Genomic DNA, 14,590 nt, shown 5'->3' with positions numbered 1-14,590 from the left:
AATAGCAATGAAAAAGAGTTATAATCAGCCCAATATTTGTTGCTTTACTGTAGATGTTGAAGACTGTATAGCAGCATCTGATCCTTTACATCCAACAGTGTCTATTACCACCGATGAGAATGTTGATACTTCTTCTAAGTCTCGTAGGCAGGATATATGGGATGATGAAGATGAAAACAATTATTGAATTCATCGAAATTCAATAATATCAGTGCAAAAAGATATTTTCTAAACAAAAAGTGGGCCGCTTCTGAATGAGGCGGCCCACTTTTTTGTTCTTGTTTCTTTCAATTATTTGATAACGATTTTGCGTCCTTCATTGATGTAGATTCCTGCAGTAAGATGCTGGCCTTTTGCTATTGGGCGCCCCATGAGATCGTAGAGCGTTGAAGTGCTATGCTTAGTGCGAATACAGGTGTTTTCAATGTGGGTAGGCTCTGTTTCGTTTTCTTTGAACAGGCGGAAATAGTCAACTTTAAACCATCCGGCATTGTCGGTAGCACGTTGGCGGTTGTTGCGCATGTTGCCAGTTTTGATGCCAATGGTGAGATCTTCATCTTCGTCAAGATTCAGCGTAATGCTCAGCGGACGAAGAATGATCTGACCTGTTTCGCCTCCGGCAAATCCAGCATAAGTGGCCTCTTCACCCTCTGTCAACAGGTTGGTGTAGTCGCTCTCTGTTCCATAGTATTGTACCAGTGTTTTATCACTCTTCGAACCTTTGGCAAACAGTCGGCAGTTGGTCTTCTTGTTTACCTCAACCCATAGCTTACACGTCAGGGTATAGGTGCCTTTTCCCAGTTTGCTGGCAGGAATAGTCTGATAGAGTGTGAAGTCATTAGGCATGGGGGTGGCGTTTATCCAGCATACATTGTTGCCATTGAAATTATAGGCATCTTTGTTCACACCGAAAGAATTGCCCGTGAGTGTACCTTCTGACTGCCATCCGTAAGGAATACCGCGGTTGGTGTTGCCACGGGGATTCTCTTTACCGTCGGTAGCCAATTCAAAATTGGGGTTATTCATAACCTCATTGGTGATTTCAGGAAGCGCTTTTTCTTCTTCTACCAGTTCGCAGATGTCAAGGGCGGCAAGTTGCTGGAAAACTTTCTTGCCAAAATATTCACCGGCCTCTACACCAAAGTGCAGATCGTCGCCCAGCAAAGGTTGCTTGCTTAAATCGATGAGATATACGTTGCTGTCTTCTTCGGCAATGCGCTTTTGTGCAGATTCTACGTCGGCATTGTATTGTGTGCTATGAGGAGGAACGGTGCCAAGTATGAATGGGAGTGACTGGCACTGCTGGTCGCCCGTCTGCTCAAAAAGGAACTGACGCATGTGGGCAATAAGGGTTTTCAGATTGTTGTAGTAGTTGGCCGGCCCTTGCGCCTGGCGGTCGCCTTCGCCCTGATGCCATAGGATGGCTTTTACTGCATAGCCTTTCTTCAAGCTTTGGAGAGTTTCTTGTTTGCAGGCTTCAAATGCGCGTTCAAAAGACTTCATCAGCGAATGGCCTCCTTGAGAAGTAGCTGTCTGGTTGTTGTACCAAGAAGGGTTGCACGACCAGTAATGCCCACTATTGGAATTAGGACACGATGGGTCAATAGCAGTGCCACCCAAGGTGAGCTTGACTACATAGAAAGGTTCTTGCAGTGATTTCTGCAGATAGTGATAAACGAAGGCATCGTAGGCAAAGCGATCGGTACGGCCATTCTCGTAGGTATGAGGGGTATAAGGTGAGAATACGCCATTCTGGAAGTGTGAACCGTCGTCGTAGCAATAGTTGCAGAGGTCGGTCTTTAGATAGGAGGGAAAGTCAGAAGCTGGTATGCGACCATCGCTGTTTGACTGTCCGCAGACAATGAACACTGGCGCCGCACCTGTGTTCTCTACTGGCTTCTCTTCATCGGCAACCTTTTCTATTTTGAAATAGTCAACCTTGAACCATCCAGTACCATCGCTGACTCTGGTACCATCACTCCTTCTGCCGTCGGAACGGATACCTAAACGTAGGTCTTCACCTTCGGCGAGGGTGACGAGGACTTGCATATTCTTCAACTCAAATGTACCATCGGGGGTTCCTGGATAACCGGCGTAGGTGGCTTTTTCGCCGCTCACACGATTGTTTATATATTCATGAGGACTTCCAAAATACTGTACAGACTGGTTGGCAAACAGACGGCAATTGCCTTTCTGATTGACATTATTCCACAGAAGACAAGAAACTCGATAGGTTCCTGCACCGAGTTTTTCGGCAGGGACTACCTGATAAAGCTCAAAGTTTTCTGAAAAAGGGAGTAGGCGAAACCAGCATACATTGTCGCCATGATGATTAAGGGCATCGTTGTTGATACCGTATGACACACCATTGATTTGGCCTTGCACACTCCATCCATAAGGCACCCATGTTTTGTGTTCCACACCACCGGCATTGTAAGTGTTGGCATCGAGCTTTTCAAAGTCTGGATTTACAATCAGTGTCTCTTCGGGAATGTCACTGACCGTAGCTTCAGGGAAAACAGTCAAACGCAGTTCGGTGCAGCCATAGGGAACCAAAGTAATGTTCTCGGTGTCTTCTGTAGCTATCACATTTCCAGCGCCAGGCAGAGGCGTGTTACGTCCATTCTGTACGCTCCACTGAATCTTGCGAACAGGAATCGTGATGCTTACAGGTGCATTGGCCAAGTCGTAGGGGTAGGAGCCTTCGTTCAATGTCTTTGTAGAAACGATGATTTTGTTTCCGTTGAGCAGTGAGGGATCAAAACCATAGTTGTAAGGACCGTCGGGAGTGATGCTCCAGCATTTGAAGTCGGGATTCTCAGAATGTTTGCCATTCATGTTGGAATAGGTCTTGGTATCCTCAACTTTCTTCTGTGGAATGGCATAACTGTACAGTAATGGACCACGCTCTACATACCATCCCTGACCTTCAGCAGCCTGTTGTAGGCGTACTTCCATAGGCAGGCGCAGCTCAATTATATCACCGTTGTTGAATGAACGGTTCAGTGTGACGAAGGTGGAAGGAGTCAGTTCTATGTTTGCTGCCTGTCCGTTTATGCTGAGGCTGGCCTCTTTGCACCAACCGGGAATACGGAGGGTGAGGGGAAAATCAGTTGAACCTTCACTGTTGATGGTGAATCGGATGATATCTGAAAAAGGGTAGGAGGTTTCTTCCTTAATGGTGACAGTCTTTCCATTAATGTCAAATGCAGTGGTGTTGGGCGAATAGAGTGTGGCCACGATATCTCCATCTTTGCCACGCATCCACAGACGGGAAGCAAAATTGGGCATCATTCGGTTTACATTGCCTACACAGCACTCTGTCTCATGTACAGGACGATAGGCCATCCATGTGCTTCCGCGCTTAAAAGCATTGTTGTCGGATGTTCCTGTGCAGATGAGCTGGTTGACAGAAGAGAAATACTGAAGTGCCTTGAAGTCTTTGCTGATAGCTCCCAAACCAGCATTAAATACGGCACGTTCCAAACGGTCGGCCCATTCGGCATCGCCTGTTACTTGCAGGAAGTAGCCCAATGACCAGGTGTAGTCGGTGATGTCGCAAGTTTCGTGAGCCACGTCAACATCGAGTCCCAATGTGTATTCGGCACTGGTATAGAGTCCGTCGGGCAGCAAATGGTCTCGTTCCAATTTGCGTTCAGCATTCATGGCTAAGTCCAGATAGTTCTGTTTGCCAGTATAGGCATAGAGCAAAAGGGGAATTTTCAGCATCTCAGCATAGGTAACGCCATGCATGTCGATGAGATATGGCGAACCGGCTACAGAGGCATCAAGTTCGAATCCACCAGCGTTATAAGCTGTTTCTGCTAGGTTCAGCAATGTTTGGTTGCCAGTGATGCCATACACCCAGAGCATTCCCTCGATATTGACAATGTGGCGGCGCCCATTGGTGAGCAGTGAGGAGTTCAGACTCAGATAGTTCTTTTCCAGTGCCTCCACAATTTTTATGTCGCCCGTTTTCCAATAGTTGGCTTGCATGGCACGGAAGAATACTGCCATTGGCCAAAGCGACTCAATCTTGGAATTTCCCAGTCGGCCATTACTTTGGGCATGCTCAATGGTATAACTGATGCCTTCTTCGCCCTTTTGGATGAAGGAGTCGTCATTGATCAGATACCCCAAGCGCAATAGTCCGTCAGTGTAATAAGCCGTTTGCTCATAACGCCACCAGTCTTTTGCATCAGGATTCTCGTTTACACGTGGAATCTCTCCTGCCCATAGACATGAGTTGTAGGGATAGGCCATCGCTTCAGGGTGACCGGTGAGTCCATTTTTCTGTCGTTGAAGGAATTCTAACAACCACCCTTTTGGGGAAATATTGCCAATGAGTCCATCATGGAATACGCTATACTCTTGCCCTTTACAGGTCATCGATAGCGCCAATGCAATTGTTAATAAATAATTTTTTTTCATGTGATAGTTTACTGTTGAATAATATCATTATTACTTACTCGTTGCAAAATTATAGATTATAAGTAATACAGTATTGATTACCTTATAGTAAACAGTACGAAAACGTTTGCGTAGTAAATAAAAGGAGTTTAGGCTTGACAGAAACCTAAACTCCTTAATGTCTTCTTGCTTTGAGAACCGTTTAGCGAACGGGAACGTCCTCAAGTGTTTTCTTCAACAACTGCCAGAACGGCTCTACGGTGGCGATGAGGGCGCGCTCGGTAGTAGTGTGTGGTGACTTCATCGTGGGGCCAAGGCTCACCACATCGAGGTGAGGATACTTGCCTAAGATGACAGAACACTCCAGTCCGGCATGATCAACCTGAATGATGCCATCCTGTCCGAACAGTTCTTTGTATTCCTTCAGCAGCAGGTGAAGAATCTCGCTATCGGGATTGGGGTCCCAACCTCCATATGAACCAGCGGTCTCTACCTTCATCCCTGCCATGTTGAACACACTCTCGAGGGTGTTGACGATATATTCTTTCATGTCCTCGCGACTTGAACGGGCCAGAATCTTGATGGAGGCTTTACCTTCTTCAATGTCAATGATAGCCAGGTTGCTGGAAGTCTCTACTACGTCGGGATAACTTGGAATCATGCGGATTACTCCATTATGGCAGCCGTAGATAGCGTTGATCAAGTTGTCCTGAATCTCAACAGGCACTTCTGTCTTCGGAGTGTCAACTTCCTCTACTGTCACTTCAATGCCCAGTGTTTCAATTTGTTTGTACTGGTCGCGGAAATCGTTCTGCCATTCAGTAGCCAGCTCTTTCAGTGCTTCAACATTCTCCTTAGGCAGGGTAAGAACGGCTTCAGCCTTAAAAGGAATGGCATTGCGCATGTTGCCGCCATGCCAAGAGGCTAGACGGGCTTCACATTCCTCAATGAACTCACGTACCATCTGTACCAGAAGCTTGTTGGCATTGCCACGACCTTCATGAATCTCTAAGCCTGAATGACCGCCACGAAGACCTTTCACTGTGACTCGAACGGCAGCATCTTCGCTGTCTGTTTCTACTTCTTTGTAGTCGAGGGTTGCAGTAACATCAATACCACCTGCTGAACCGATAACGAATTTTCCCCAGTGTTCTGAGTCGAGATTCAAGAGAATATCACCCTGCAACTGGCCCTCAGGCAGGTCGTTGGCACCATACATACCAGTTTCTTCATCGGCAGTAATCAGTGCATCGATGGGACCGTGCTTCAAGGTTTTGTCTTCCATGATGGCCATAATGGCAGCAACACCCAGACCGTTGTCGGCTCCCAGTGTGGTTCCTTTGGCTTTCACCCACTCACCGTCAATCCATGGTTGGATAGGATCGGTCTCGAAGTTGTGAGAAGACTCAGGTGTCTTTTGTGGAACCATGTCCATGTGGGCCTGCAGAATAATACCCTTACGATTTTCCATACCGGGAGTAGCAGCTTTGCGCATGTGGATATTGCCGGCAGGATCTTTTACTGCATACACGCCAGCCTGCTTGCCAAAATCGAGCAGGAACTGCTGAATTTTCTCTAAATGTCCACTTGGACGTGGAACTTGTGTCAGTGCGTAGAAGTTTTTCCAAATGCACGTTGGGGATAGGTTCTGAATTTCGTTCATATTATTTGTGAAATGTGGAATGAGAAATGTGGTGTGAGGTTTGTCATACTACACTCGACATACCGGTTAGTTATTATCTGTTGAATGTGGAATCTGGTATGTGGTAAAAGACAGTCTTATCCATGCCCATATGCCAAGCGCAACGACCAGAAGGGTTTGGATTGTGTGTACGATGAGTACGAAGTAAAGGGCTTGCTCGTCGGCAACGCCATATAGAATGAGCATGGTCTTCACGGCAAAGTGCCAAGGGCCAGCTCCATTAGGCGTAGGAACGATGACGGCGAAGTTGCCCACCACGAAACATACCAATGCACAGCCGATGCCTAATGTCTTGGTAAAGTCGAAGCAGAAGAAGGTAAGGTAGAAATGCAGAAAGTACATCACCCAGATTCCGATGGAAAAAAGTAAGTATAGAGGAAGGTTCTTTACACCCTTTAGCGAGAGTACTCCCTCCCAGATACTGTGTAGCGTCATTCTTACCTTATTGTATATTGACAGACGGCCCAGCAGTATATGAAGTAATAACAGTACGGCTATGCAGCAAATGCCCGTTACCAGCCATCCTGTCAGTGAGAAATTACTCAGTATATGGTCAACTGATGTGCCTGTCTTTTTGAAAAATGTGCCAAAGGTGCTCAACTCGAACAATAGAATCAGTCCCGAGTAGAGTATCACCATGAGCGTGTCAACAGCGCGTTCGGTGACCACCGTGCCTAAGGCTTTGGCAAAGGAAATGCCTTCCCAACGTTTCAAAATACCACAGCGAGTGAATTCGCCTATACGTGGAATGGCCAATGAGGCGGCATAGCTTAGGAAAACAGCGTTGAGGGTAACACTTTTTCTTGGATGCTCGTCCATCGGTTCCAGTGTTTGATGCCAGCGCCATCCACGGAAGGCTTGGGCTAAAATGCCAAAAGGGAAGGATAGTAACATCCATGTCCAGTCCATCTCGTCGGTTAGTATATGGCGAATGCTCTGGAAGTCAAAACCTCTATACATCCAATAGAGAATGCCTCCTCCCAAAATAATGGGCAATAGTATTTTGAAAATGTTTTGGGTATTCTTCATAACAGTGCCACAAAATTACGAAAAAAACGTGGTATTGAATGTTCTGTTAGGGAAGATTAACGTTCTGTTGGTATTCCTTGGGACTGATGCCTTTGTATAGTTTGAAATTGCGATAGAATGACGTGGGACTACTGAAACCGGCTTCTTCACCTATTTCAGAGAGTAGGCGAGTGGGCTGCTGGTTGATGAGCTCGATGGCATAGTCGATGCGCATGCGGTTGACATATTCTGTGAATGAAATACCCATGTCAAGATTGATGGCACGATAGATGTAATTGCGATTGGTGCCTAAGCGATGAACTAAATCGATAATCTTCATGTTGTGCTGGCGGAATAACTGTTCGTCATGCATGAGTTGTTCAATGCGTTGGCGCAATTCCTGCATATTGGCTTGCTCAACCATTGATTCATCGGCCTCTACCTCATCTTTTTCAATGTCAGTGATAGAGAATTCTTGCTTGTAGCCCACATACCCAAGGGCGAAAAGTAATATAGAGAATAGTATGGATGGAATAGCCAGCAGTATGATAGAATCGGCAAAACGGTAACGGCCTATGAGGTTGCACACAAACGAGGCTATTGAGGTTACAGCAAAGAAAATGAGCAGTGAGTGGAGCGGAGTTAACACCTTATTTTCTGTATCGGCATAGGTGTTTGCTACTGTTTCATTAAACTTCTTTATGTGGTGCCAGCCAAATACAAATACAGGAATAATCTGTAAAGCAAAGATGAATTTACACAATGAGTGGGTGATGGCTTGTATCTCTTCCAAGTTGGAAATACCTTCAAAATGATTGCGATAAAGATAGTTTTCTATAAATCGCTCGGTTTGAGTGGCATCCATCATGAGATACAACGAACCAATTATAATACCACTAAAAATGGCTGGTGTTAGCCACATCCATTGCAGATGAATGGTATAATCACGTTTGGTGAGTGAACATATATATAGGTAGTAGAGTGGATAAACCGACAGGTTGGCGACGGAATAGAGCGTGTCTGCCAGTGGAACCAACGCTTTGTCATGGTTGAAAAATATATAATGTCCCCAATAAAGTATGCTCGCTACAATCATGAATACGAGCAGATGGGCGCGAGCCTTGTTGAAACGTTCACGTAAAGAGATTGTCAGCATGACTGTCCAAAACAGGCATACGAACATTGGCATTACTGTAAATATAATCGCTTTCATATTTGCAAATGTAAGGCATTTTAGTGAGAATGTTGACTATTTTATGACCATTTTACGATTATGAAAGCCTAAATTGTGAATTTGAATGAAAAAATTGTGATTTTGAACGACAAAAATGCGAAAATATAAACAAGTTTTCACATTTTTATTTGTATCTTTGCAAACGACAAACTATTACTAAAATTATTCTACTATGAAAAAGAGAGGTAAATTGATAAGCCTCTTAATGGGCTTTGTTGTAGGCTCACAGGCTTTAATGGCTTGTAGTCACGACGATGATAATAATATAGATGTGAGTGATCGTATAATTGGTACTTGGATTGGAGAGCGCTCTGAGATACAAGAAACAGAAACTGATTGTGCGGCAGGTTATGTGTTCGAGGCCAATGGAAAAGTTGTTCATTATGAACGGTTTTTAGTGCCAGGTACGCAAAAGCTTGATTACGAACTGAATGAAACAGGTGCTTATACTGTGAATGGTATCAAACTGGTTATCACATGGAACCACGTGTCCTATTATGATGCAGTTAGTGGAAGATATGAAGAAAATGTTAATGATATAGACGAAATTATAATAATGTATCCAAAACAGGAAACTCGGGGGATGTACTTAAAGCGTTATTTCCCAACGCATGAAGGCCCTCAAGGTTGGTCCGAAGAAGGACCGTTTTACAAAAAGTGATAGAAATCTTTCTTGACGAAATATTGACCTTTAATATAAATACCTTTTTCAACAGACTACTGATCTTATTATGTGAAGGCGCGCCAGCTGAGTCGTCAGCGAGCGCGCCCTTTTTATTTTTGGTATTTTATTGGTTTTAGGTTGCTTTTATTAGCCGATTTGCTGAAAATAATGAGAATATCTTTGTAATAATGAATAATGACACGTTTTTCTGTGAATATGAAAGATATTTCTGCGAATATGAAATCGATGGCATGTAATAAAAGGTTTAACTTTACACCGTTTAATATGACTTATTTTCGCGTATGGTAAGAAAGCGTATTATTTAAAAACTCTGTACAAAGAGTAATTATTCAGTAAAGTTTAATCTTCTAATAGTAACAGAAATGAAAAAGATTCAGTTTTTCAGCCTCTTGGCAGGCTTAGTATTAGGTTCGCTGGCTTTTGTGGCTTGCGGTGATGATGACGATTCTAATGATAACAATGGCAAATCAGGTGAACCGACTGTTGTTATAAATGATCGTATTGTAGGAACTTGGATTTGGGGAGAGCCTGGACAGCCTGTTGATGAAGGGCACCATGCTGCTGGCTATGTGTTCCAGGACAATGGCCAATGTAAGTATTATGAACGCTTTTATGATTATATAGATGACAACCGAGTCTTGATGGAAGAGAAAAGTAAGGAAGGTACCTTTACAGTAACTAATTTGAAACTGGTGATGAACTGGACTAAGGGGACTTGGTATGATGGCGGTTCTGGTGTAAGACATGATCTGGATGCCGATGAACTTGGTACTGATGAGGCTGAAATCATGTATCCCGAAAAAGGTGATATTGGTATGTTCCTAAAACGCTACTACATTCAGGATGGTCGTCAGGGATGGACTGAGGAAGGTCCTTTCTACAAGGCTCAATAATCATTTCCCTTTCCAAATTCGGATTAAAAAACAAGAGTGCCAAAGCTAATGGCACTCTTGTTTTCTATAAGAAACGGTACGAGTTTTCTTATTTACACGCTTACCTCGGCCTTGATATGTGGCCAAGGATCGTAGTCCTCTAATTGGAAATCCTCATACTTGAACGAGAACAAGTCTTTCACATCTGGATTGATGCGCATCTTGGGCAGTGGACGTGGGGTACGTGTCAGCTGCAAACGGGCTTGTTCAAGATGGTTCAAATACAAGTGAGTGTCGCCTGTAGTGTGGATAAAGTCGCCTGGTTTCATATCGCAAACCTGAGCCACCATCATGCACAGCAATGCGTAAGACGCAATGTTGAAAGGAACACCGAGGAAAGTGTCGGCACTGCGTTGATACAATTGTAGTGAGAGACGGGGCTTGTCGCCTTCCTCACGAGGTGGGGCTACGTAGAACTGAAACATCGTGTGGCAGGGAGGTAGGGCCATCTTGTTTACTTCTGCTACATTCCATGCTGATACCAGCATTCTACGTGAGTTCGGATTGTTCTTCAACTGGTCGAGGATAATCTTTATCTGGTCGATGGAACCGCCATCATAGTCGGGCCATGAACGCCATTGGTGTCCATAGACAGGACCGAGTTCACCTTGCTCATCGGCCCATTCGTTCCATATTCTCACACCATGTTCTTGTAGCCAGTGTACGTTGGTGTTGCCCTGCAGGAACCATAAAAGCTCATAGATGATACTTTTCAGGTGCAGTTTCTTGGTGGTAAGTAGAGGAAATCCTTCCTCCAGGTTGAACCGCATCTGATGGCCGAACACGCTTAGTGTGCCTGTACCTGTACGGTCGCCCTTTTCCACGCCTTCGCGCAATATGCGGTCCAGTAACTCTAAATATTGTTTCATGTTTTTTTATTTGTTGTTGTTTCTTCTTGAGGGACGTTGGGGTGCTAGTTTTTCTAGTCTCACTAGTTCTACTACTATTCAGTATGATGAAGTAAGACAATTGGCTCGTACGCATTTGGCACGTGCGTGCTTTTGATGCGCCATTCCTTTGGATAGAGATTGTTGGCACGATTTCCAATATTCTTTACAGGTCCGAGCGACTGTCCCATGAACGTAACGGTGACTATGCCCCGAGGTGTGTCGGGGGGAAGAACAAGTGCCTCGCCGCGAAGGTAGGAAATAGCCTGTGGGTAGGTGAGTTCTACTTTCGAAGATTCAGAGGCGTGGGGTAATGGAGACTCGAGAATAGACTTTTCAAGAACAGAACTCGACACGCACTTCCGTACCTTTGTAGTCTCACTACCGAGCTTCTTCATTACTGCCATGAACAGACCTTCGCCTTGGGTAAAACCAGGAATAAACCGATAAACCGGCTCGTTGAATCCTTTCAGCAGTGAACCCGTAATGCCCCATTCAGCCTTCACCTCTACAGTGAGTATCTCTACTCCCAGTTCATCCTTTATCCAGCGTACGTTCTCTTCGTCCTCCTTAATATTATAAGTACAGGTACTATATATTAATAGACCGCCATCGTCGAGACACTGCCAGGCGTCATTCACAATCTCCCGTTGTAGTTGCCAACAGTGTTCCACATTCTGTAAGCTCCATTCGTTGATGCTGTCAGGATCTTTGCGGAACATACCTTCGCCAGAGCAAGGCACATCGCACAGGATAATGTCGAATTTCGTTTTCGACTTCCGATAGTCTTTAGGATAGAGATTAGTAACGTAATGTTTTTCGTACCCCCACTTCTCAACATTCTCTAAGAGGATGCTTGCTCGTTTCCTGTTAGGCTCGTTACTGTAAAGAATACTGCCTTCTGGTAAGGCTGAGCGCATCAGTGTCGATTTTCCTCCTGGTGCAGCGCATAGGTCAAGAGCCATTAAAGGACGGTTGGGAAGGTGTTGGCGCAGTACTTCATCAAGAAACATTGACGATGCTTCCTGCACATAGTAGCAGCCTGCATGCAATAAGGGATCGAAAGTAAAATTGGGACGGGTGGGGAGGTACCAGCCGTTAGGACACCAGGGAACGTTGGGAAGTTCATAGTTCACAGTGCATAGTTCAGAGTTGGACTGCATTTCAGAACTATGCCCTGTGCCCTGTGCCCCATGAACTAATCTCGGGTTTACTCTAATGCTTACCGGACACTCCTCGTCAAGCGCTTTGAGAAAGTGCTCGAAGCGTTCCTCACCGAAAACGGGACGAATAAGATGAATAAAATTGTCAGGTAATTGCATATTCGTTTGCAAAATTAAAAAAAAATGTGCACCTTTGCAACAAATAATCAACAAATAAACGATATTAAAATGGAAAAGAAATTATGCCGTTCTTCGAAAGATCGCTTACTTGGCGGCGTGTGTGCTGGTTTAGCAGATTATTTTGACCTTGATGTCACCATCGTACGCATTGCTTATGCACTACTGACTTTCTTTACCGCATTCAGTGGTGTTATCGTCTATGTTATTCTTTTGCTTCTGATGCCTGAGAAGAAGTAGTCTCCTCAGCAGGCTTGTCGAACAATCCATAAGTGGTGCGAAGCACTACGAATTCAGTTCGGCGGTTGAGCTGGTTGCATATTTCCTGCTTCTCTTCATCCTTTAGGGCGGTGATGAACTCTTCAGTGAGCACATCACCCTCTGCCAACCATGGATATTTTTCGGTCAGTTTCCTCTTGATGGTCTTTGGCTTCTCTTTGCCATAGCCCATTGGCGACAGACGGTCGGCTGCAATGCCATGTTCTGTGAGATAGTTGACTACACTTTCAGCACGTCGTTGCGACAGTCGTTGGTTGTAGGCAGCCGAACCACGATAGTCTGTATGTGCCGAAAGCTCAATGGTCACATTCGGGTTTTCTTCCAAAAGGGCTATGAGTTTGTCAAGCGCTTCTGTCGATTCTGGGCGTAGTGTGGCCTTATCGAAATCATAGAAGATGTTGTCGATGAGTACAGGAGCAGTAATCGAAGCCAAGGGAAACTGTAGTACGTACTCTTGAGATTCTTTGACGGTATCTACCTTCAGCTGCTCTTTGTGGTTCAGGAATCCTCTACAAGTACCCAGGAAAACATAGTCAACTCCAGGATGAATCTCCTGTGTGAACGAGCCATCGCCTTTTACACTTAGTTTCTGGTTCGTTCCATCATTTCCCACCATATAGACAAGCGCTTCCGGCAGTTCGTAGCCGTCTTGTTCATATACCCATCCTTTCACCGTTTGCACTATCTCATGTTTCTCAAACGAGTAGATGTGATCCCATCCGCGCGCATCGCCACGGTTCGATGAGAAAAAGCCACGGTTGTGCAGTCCTTCGAATGTCATGCCAAAGTCGTCTCCTTGAGAGTTCAATGGGAAACCGGGGTGCTCAAGAGTGTATAACCCTCCCCCGACCCCTCCGAGGAGGGGAGCAGACCCTCCATAGGAAGTAGCCAAACTCCCCTCCTCGGAGGGGTTGGGCGAGGGTTCTTCGTTGGGTTTTGCAATATAAATATCCAGTCCTCCCATTCCGGGGTGTCCGTCAGACGAAAAATAGAGATCGCCGTTGGGACGAAACGTGGGGAACATCTCATTGCCAGGTGTGTTGATGGGGGTGCCAAGATTCTCCAAAGCACCAATTCCAGAGGTAGTAAGCTGGGCACGCCAGATGTCCAGTCCTCCCAAACCGCCAGGCATATCGCTGACAAAGTAGAGCCACATGCCATCGGGTGAAACGGCAGGATGGGCAAAGAGCGAGAGCGTGTCTTTTGTTATCTCAAACTCCTGCGCCTTTCCCCACGAAGCGTCACTGCGTGTGCTGGTCGCTATTTTGGCGTAACGGGGATAGCTTGGGTCAGACTTACAAACGGTGAGGTACATCGTCTTGCCATCGGGTGTTACGCAACTTACGCCCTCGTCCTGTTCCGTGTTCAGTTCACTCTCCATTACTTCCGGCTTCTGCCAGTTGCCTTTCTCGTCTTTGTAGGCCACAAAGATATCGCTTGGCTTGGTACCTGTGATACCACTCAGTTCATCGCCAACAGCCTGATTGCGCGTAGAGGTGAAGTACAACTGGTCATAGTCTTCGCCTGCCAGCATGGGTGAGAATTCTGCTCGGCGAGAGTTAAACAATTCTTGTTTTTTTATTTCATATCCGGAGAGAGCAGCATCAGCTTTCCATTTCGGCGCCATGCGTGCCGACTCCAATCCATTCTTCACTAAAGGGTTGTTGGGCATCGAGTCGAGCAGCAGTGTGAAAGTCTTTTCAGCATCTTTGTAATTGCCGTTCTTCAGTTGCAGCTTGCCCAAATAGAAAATGCTTGTTGAATCCGCTTGTTTGTAGCGCACAGCATTGTTGTAAGCGGCTATCGCTTTCTGCGTGTAGTTAATACGGCGATAGCAGTCGGCCATTTTCAATGCCCGTTGTCCGCGGAGTGGTTTGTCCTTTGCCCGTGTCTGTGTATAGGCCTTTTTATATTGCCCAGCGGCATCATAGTATTCGCCAAGGGCAAAGAATTTATCGCCCTTCTTCATTGCCGTATCGGCACCGCAAGCGGTTAGTAGAACGGCAATGATACATATATATAATATGGTGAAAAGTCTGCGCATACGTATTAAATAACGATGTATGGCAGACTTTTATTGTCTTTATAGCGAAAAGTGGTAATTCTGTTAGGA

Annotated in this window: 11 protein-coding genes; 4 read left to right on the top strand and 7 right to left on the bottom strand. The window is 45.4% G+C overall.

Annotation, left to right across the window (positions count from 1 at the left end; translation table 11 throughout):
• Positions 1-7: 7 nt before the first annotated feature.
• Complete coding sequence (locus tag L6475_RS10805) at positions 8-187, top strand: hypothetical protein (protein WP_237819906.1); 180 nt, start codon at positions 8-10, stop codon at positions 185-187.
• Positions 188-291: 104 nt separating this feature from the next.
• On the opposite strand, the gene L6475_RS10800 is transcribed toward L6475_RS10805, so the two are convergent.
• From L6475_RS10800 to L6475_RS10785, 4 genes are all read right to left on the bottom strand, one after another.
• Entirely contained in the window at positions 292-4,431 is a 4,140-nt protein-coding gene (locus L6475_RS10800) for a sialate O-acetylesterase (protein ID WP_237819904.1), read from the bottom strand.
• Between the two features lie 181 nt (positions 4,432-4,612).
• Positions 4,613-6,073, bottom strand: coding sequence for an aminoacyl-histidine dipeptidase (locus tag L6475_RS10795; RefSeq protein WP_237819901.1), 1,461 nt, complete (start codon positions 6,071-6,073; stop codon positions 4,613-4,615).
• 66 nt (positions 6,074-6,139) lie between these two features.
• Complete coding sequence (locus tag L6475_RS10790) at positions 6,140-7,141, bottom strand: lysylphosphatidylglycerol synthase transmembrane domain-containing protein (protein WP_237819898.1); 1,002 nt, start codon at positions 7,139-7,141, stop codon at positions 6,140-6,142.
• 46 nt (positions 7,142-7,187) lie between these two features.
• Positions 7,188-8,333 (bottom strand): helix-turn-helix domain-containing protein, encoded by a 1,146-nt coding sequence (locus tag L6475_RS10785; protein WP_237819896.1) that lies wholly within the window; start codon positions 8,331-8,333, stop codon positions 7,188-7,190.
• A gap of 193 nt (positions 8,334-8,526) precedes the next feature.
• Between L6475_RS10785 and L6475_RS10780 the strand changes: the two genes are divergently transcribed.
• Together L6475_RS10780 and L6475_RS10775 are read left to right on the top strand one after the other, a co-directional pair.
• Positions 8,527-9,015, top strand: a complete 489-nt coding sequence (locus L6475_RS10780) for a hypothetical protein (RefSeq protein ID WP_237819894.1) — start codon at positions 8,527-8,529, stop codon at positions 9,013-9,015.
• 386 nt (positions 9,016-9,401) lie between these two features.
• Positions 9,402-9,932 (top strand): hypothetical protein, encoded by a 531-nt coding sequence (locus L6475_RS10775; protein WP_237819891.1) that lies wholly within the window; start codon positions 9,402-9,404, stop codon positions 9,930-9,932.
• Positions 9,933-10,024: 92 nt separating this feature from the next.
• Here L6475_RS10775 and L6475_RS10770 read toward each other — a convergent pair whose 3' ends face one another.
• Together L6475_RS10770 and L6475_RS10765 are read right to left on the bottom strand one after the other, a co-directional pair.
• Complete coding sequence (locus L6475_RS10770) at positions 10,025-10,840, bottom strand: thymidylate synthase (protein WP_237819889.1); 816 nt, start codon at positions 10,838-10,840, stop codon at positions 10,025-10,027.
• A 74-nt stretch (positions 10,841-10,914) separates the two neighbouring features.
• Complete coding sequence (locus tag L6475_RS10765) at positions 10,915-12,180, bottom strand: hypothetical protein (protein ID WP_237819886.1); 1,266 nt, start codon at positions 12,178-12,180, stop codon at positions 10,915-10,917.
• A 69-nt stretch (positions 12,181-12,249) separates the two neighbouring features.
• Here L6475_RS10765 and L6475_RS10760 point away from each other — a divergent pair, with 69 nt between their 5' ends.
• Positions 12,250-12,438, top strand: a complete 189-nt coding sequence (locus tag L6475_RS10760; protein ID WP_237819884.1) for a PspC domain-containing protein — start codon at positions 12,250-12,252, stop codon at positions 12,436-12,438.
• On the opposite strand, the gene L6475_RS10755 is transcribed toward L6475_RS10760, so the two are convergent.
• A complete protein-coding gene (locus L6475_RS10755) occupies positions 12,404-14,521 on the bottom strand; it encodes an OmpA family protein (protein WP_237819881.1) in 2,118 nt (705 codons plus the stop codon). The two genes, L6475_RS10760 and L6475_RS10755, sit on opposite strands and share 35 nt — an antisense overlap.
• Positions 14,522-14,590: the final 69 nt, after the last annotated feature.

This window comes from Prevotella sp. E9-3, assembly GCF_022024015.1.
In the GTDB taxonomy this organism is placed as follows: domain Bacteria; phylum Bacteroidota; class Bacteroidia; order Bacteroidales; family Bacteroidaceae; genus Prevotella.
The sequence above is the reverse complement of the archived record's forward strand: the minus strand, read 5'-3'. Positions and strand labels throughout refer to the sequence as shown.